This window comes from Actinocorallia lasiicapitis (assembly GCF_054778695.1).
Window position 1 is genome coordinate 1 of sequence record NZ_BAAGZI010000440.1, and the last position, 4555, is coordinate 4555.

Below are 4555 nucleotides of genomic sequence, written 5' to 3' on the forward strand. Positions count from 1 at the left end.
CGGCGGGCGGGGTGGGCTTCGCGGCCCTCGCGTTCCTCGGCGCGCGGCTCGAACCGGGCATCGGCTACCTGCTGGAGCTGCTGGGCTTCACCGAGCAGCTCGCCGGAGCACGGCTGGTGATCACCGGTGAGGGCAGCCTCGACAGCCAGACGCTGCGCGGCAAGGCGCCCGTGGGCGTCGCCCGCGCCGCGGCCCGCGCCGGGGTGCCGGTCGTCGCGGTCAGCGGGCGGCGGTCCCTGACCGGCGAGCAGCTCCGCCGCGCCAAGATCCACGCGGCCTACACGCTGACGGACATCGAGTCGGACGTCGACCGCTGCATCCGCCAGGCGGGGCCGCTCCTGGAGCAGCTCACCGTCGCCATCGCCGCCGAATGGCTCCCCGATCCCCTACGCTGAAACCCTTATAAATAAGGGTTTCAGCGCAGTGGAGGGCATTCGTGGGCGAAACAGAGGACTGGGCGGCCAAGGGCATCGACATCAGGGTGCCGAGCATCGCCCGCGCCTACGACGTCGTCCTGCGCGGCAAGGACAACTTCGCGGTCGACCGGGCGTTCGTCGACGAGATCGTCAAGGTCGTCCCGGAGATCTACGACGTCGCCACCTACAACCGGGAGATCCTCGGACGCGGCGTCCGCTACCTGGTCGACCAGGGGATCCGCCAGTTCCTCGACCTCGGCTCCGGCCTGCCGACCGTCGAGAACACCCACCAGGTCGCGCAGGCCGCGGCCCCCGACAGCCGGGTCGTCTATGTGGACAACGATCCGATCGTGCTCGCACACGGCAAGGCGTTCCTGGCCGAGAACGAGCGGACGGCCGTCGTCACCGCGGATCTGCGCGACCCCGCCGCGGTGCTGGCCAGGCCCGAGATCAAGGCGCTCATCGACTTCGACCAGCCGGTCGCGATCATGCTGGTGGGGATCCTGCACCACCTCCATGACGACGAGGACCCGCAGGGCATCGTCGACGCCTATCTGGCGGCCGTGCCGTCGGGCAGCCACGTGTTCATCACCAGCTTCTGCAACTCCTCGCCGGAGGCCGAGGCGGCGGAGAAGCAGTATCTGGCGCTGCTCGGCACCGGCCGGTTCCGCACCCCCGCCGAGATCACGGCTTGGTTCGACGGGCTCGAGCTGGTCGAGCCGGGGGTCGTGCCCAACCCGCTGTGGCGTCCGGACCGTCCGGTCGACGGGGAGCTCAGCGTCGGGCAGAAACTGATCTACGGAGGGATCGCCCGCAAGCCCTGATCTTCACGGGTCTGATCTTGACGGGGAGGCGAACGCCCCGCCGCGCTCTGGGCGGCGGGGCGTTCGCGGTTGCAGGAAGGAACGGAGGCGCGGACTCCATGATCTTCCTGCGCTGCCAGAGTAGAACGCCGGGACATCAAGATTGTTGATCTTGGTGCGCTTCGGCGTGTCCCGGAGCATGATCCGACACTCTGTCATCTTCGTTGACCACAGCTGTACACAGTGCCGGTGGCCGGAACCCTCATACAGGCCGCAACCTGGAGATACACGCCACACAGCACCGGGCCGTGCGGGCACTTTGGGAGGAAACAGTGAAGGTCGGCATTCCGCGCGAGATCAAGAACCACGAGTACCGCGTGGCGATCACCCCGGCCGGTGTCCACGAGCTGACCCGCCACGGCCACGAGGTCTTCATCGAGCGCGGCGCGGGCCTCGGCTCGTCCATCCCCGACGAGGACTACCTGCACGCCGGCGCCAAGATCCTCGACTCGGCCGACGAGGTCTGGGCCGAAGGCGAACTGATCCTCAAGGTCAAGGAGCCCATCGCCGCCGAGTACCACCGGATGCGCCAGGGCCAGACCCTCTTCACCTACCTGCACCTGGCCGCCTCCCGCGAGTGCACCGACGCCCTGCTGGCCTCCGGCGTCACCGCGATCGCCTACGAGACCGTCCAGCTCCCGAACCGGTCGCTGCCGCTGCTCGCCCCGATGTCCGAGGTCGCGGGCCGGCTCGCCCCGCAGGTCGGCGCGTACAGCCTGATGCGGTTCAACGGCGGCCGCGGCGTCCTGCCGGGCGGCGTGCCCGGCGTCGCCCCCGCCAAGGTCGTCGTGATCGGCGGCGGCGTGTCCGGGCTGAACGCCGCGCAGATCGCGGTCGGCATGGGCGCGGACGTCACGATCCTCGACGTCAACGTCGACCGCCTCCGCCAGATCGACGCCATCTACCAGGGCCGGCTCAAGACCCTGGTCTCCAGCGCGTACGCCATCGAGCAGGAGGTCCTCGCGGCCGACCTCGTGATCGGCGCGGTCCTGATCCCCGGCGCGAAGGCCCCGACCCTCGTCTCCAACGAACTGGTCTCCCGGATGAAGCCGGGCTCCGTGCTCGTCGACATCGCCATCGACCAGGGCGGCTGCTTCGAGGACTCCCGCCCGACCACGCACGCCGAGCCGACCTACCAGGTCCACGACTCGATCTTCTACTGCGTCGCGAACATGCCGGGCTCGGTGCCGAACACCTCCACCTACGCCCTCACCAACGTCACGCTCCCCTACGCGGTGGCGCTGGCGAACAAGGGCTGGCAGCAGGCGCTCCGCGACGACGCCTCGCTCGCCCTCGGCCTGAACACCCACGACGGACAGCTCACCTACGACCACGTCGCCGAGGCCCACGGCCTCCCCGCCGTCGAGGTCGCCTCGCTGCTCGCCTAGAACCACCCGACATCAAAGGCGCGCCCCCGGTCAACGGAGCCCGGGGGCGCGCCTTTCCCGTCGGGGACCGTAGAGTGTCCTGCATGGGGGAATTGATCATTCTGCGCCATGGCGAGACCGCGTGGAGCAAGACGCTCAAGCACACCGGCCGCACCGACGTCCCGCTCACCGCGCACGGCGAGGACCAGGCCAGGTCGCTGGTCCCGCTGGTCGGCAAGCACGACATCGTCAAGGCGTTCGTGAGCCCCGCGCTGCGCGCCCGGCGGACGGCCGAACTAGCCGGGATCGCCGACCCCGAGCTCACCGACGACCTCTGGGAGTGGGACTACGGCCGGTTCGAAGGGCTGACCACCAAGGAGATCCGGGAGACCATCCCCGGCTGGTACGTGTGGGAGAACGGCACCGAACCCGGCGAGACGCCCGGTGAGAGCGCCGACGAGGTCGGTGCGCGCGTCGACCGGGTGATCGCCCGGGTCAAGCCGCTGCTGGCCGACGGCGACGTCGCCCTCATCGCCCACGGCCATGTGCTGCGCATCCTGACCGCCCGCTGGCTGGGCCTGCCCGCCGCCGACGGCCGGCTGTTCGCCCTCGACACCGGGACGGCCTCCACCCTCGGCACGGAGCACGACCGGCCCGTCATCCGGTCGTGGAACGTCCCGCCCCGCTAAGCGCGTCGGTGACGGTGTCGGCGAAAGCGCGGGCCGGCGGGCTGAGCGCCGCCCACTGACGGGCCGCCCAGCCGACCGGCAGCGGCGGCAGCCCCGTGACGGGCACCAGCCGCTGGCCAGGATCGCGGGCGCCGAGACCGAGCACATCGTCTACCGGTACGCGAGCTGCGACCGGTCCGTCAGCTATCCGGCGCTCTCCCCGTTCCTCGACAGGTTCGACGGGGCCGCGCACGCGCCGTCCCTGGCCGATCTGCGGGACTTCGCGGAGCTGAGCACGGCCAACGAGCTCGATCTGGCCCGGCACGATCCGGCGTTCCGCACCCCCGAACTGCGGGAGCTGATCGGCGGCTGGCGGCCCTGGCTCAGCGACGCGGCCGTGACGGCGGCGGGTTTCACCCTCGACGACCCGGGGGATCACTCTCTGTGATCTTGATGGCGAGCCGGGGGGAAAGCCATGACCGCACCGAACGAGAAGATGCTCGCCCTGAGCGGGACCGTCCTCGCCTGGACGATCCTCATCCTGTCGGGCCTCTTCCAGTTCTTCGAGGGCCTGCACGCCGTGGCCAAGAAGCAGGTCTTCGTCGTCGTGAACGACGACCTGTTCGGGCTCTCGCTGACCGGCTGGGGCTGGATCCACATGATCCTCGGCGTGGCCCTGGTCGTCGTCGGCGTCTACATCATGCTCGACTACGACTGGGCGCGGATGGTGGGGGTCGGGCTGGCGATGCTCAGCGCCGTCGCCCAGTTCCTGTTCATCCCGCACTACCCGATCTGGAGCATCATGGTGATCCTCCTGGACGTCGTGGTGATCTGGTCGCTCTCCCACCGGCCCCAGATCTAGGGGCCAGGATCCAGAGGCTCAGCGCGAGGGAGTGAAGCCGCGCAGGCGGAGGGCGTTGGCGACGACCGAGACACTCGACAGGGCCATCGCAGCACCGGCGATCACCGGGTTGAGCAGGCCGAGCGCGGCCAGCGGGAGCGCGGCGACGTTGTAGCCGAACGCCCAGGCCAGGTTCTGCTTGATCGTGCGCAGGGTGCGGCGGGACAGCTCGATCGCGTCGGGGACGGCGCGCAGGTCGCCGGAGACCAGGGTCAGATCGGCGGCCTCGATCGCCACGTCGGCGCCGGTGCCGAGCGCCAGCCCCAGATCGGCCCGCGCCAGGGCGGGCGCGTCGTTGACGCCGTCGCCCGCCATCGCGACCACCCGGCCTTCGGACTGG

7 protein-coding genes are annotated in these 4555 nt (G+C 70.3%); 5 read left to right on the top strand and 2 right to left on the bottom strand.

The window, feature by feature from the left end:
- The 4 genes from ACYVE7_RS29640 to ACYVE7_RS29655 all read left to right on the top strand — a co-directional run.
- Nucleotides 1–395, top strand: a 395-nt coding sequence (locus tag ACYVE7_RS29640) for a glycerate kinase (RefSeq protein WP_460369296.1), incomplete at its 5' end; no start/stop codon positions are given.
- Between the two features lie 41 nt (nt 396–436).
- Nucleotides 437–1240 (top strand): SAM-dependent methyltransferase, encoded by an 804-nt coding sequence (locus tag ACYVE7_RS29645; protein WP_460369298.1) that lies wholly within the window; start codon nt 437–439, stop codon nt 1238–1240.
- Nucleotides 1241–1551: 311 nt separating this feature from the next.
- Entirely contained in the window at nt 1552–2667 is a 1116-nt protein-coding gene (ald, locus tag ACYVE7_RS29650; RefSeq protein ID WP_460369299.1) for an alanine dehydrogenase, read from the top strand.
- A gap of 83 nt (nt 2668–2750) precedes the next feature.
- Nucleotides 2751–3335, top strand: coding sequence for a histidine phosphatase family protein (locus ACYVE7_RS29655; RefSeq protein WP_460369301.1), 585 nt, complete (start codon nt 2751–2753; stop codon nt 3333–3335).
- On the opposite strand, the gene ACYVE7_RS29660 is transcribed toward ACYVE7_RS29655, so the two are convergent.
- Nucleotides 3304–3753 (bottom strand): hypothetical protein, encoded by a 450-nt coding sequence (locus ACYVE7_RS29660; RefSeq protein WP_460369303.1) that lies wholly within the window; start codon nt 3751–3753, stop codon nt 3304–3306. The genes ACYVE7_RS29655 and ACYVE7_RS29660 overlap by 32 nt on opposite strands.
- 36 nt (nt 3754–3789) lie before the next feature.
- Here ACYVE7_RS29660 and ACYVE7_RS29665 point away from each other — a divergent pair, with 36 nt between their 5' ends.
- Nucleotides 3790–4176: a DUF7144 family membrane protein gene (locus tag ACYVE7_RS29665; protein ID WP_460369305.1), complete on the top strand. Its 387-nt coding sequence runs from the start codon at nt 3790–3792 to the stop codon at nt 4174–4176.
- Between the two features lie 18 nt (nt 4177–4194).
- Here the strand turns inward: ACYVE7_RS29665 and ACYVE7_RS29670 are convergent.
- On the bottom strand, nt 4195–4555 hold a 361-nt coding region (locus tag ACYVE7_RS29670; RefSeq protein ID WP_460369306.1), incomplete at its 5' end, for an HAD-IC family P-type ATPase.

Excerpts from the sequence above, each read along its gene's own strand:
- ACYVE7_RS29655 (WP_460369301.1), top strand. The coding sequence starts at position 2,751 with ATGGGGGAATTGATCATTCTGCGCCATGGCGAGACCGCGTGGAGCAAG.
- ACYVE7_RS29665 (WP_460369305.1), top strand. The coding sequence starts at position 3,790 with ATGACCGCACCGAACGAGAAGATGCTCGCCCTGAGCGGGACCGTCCTC.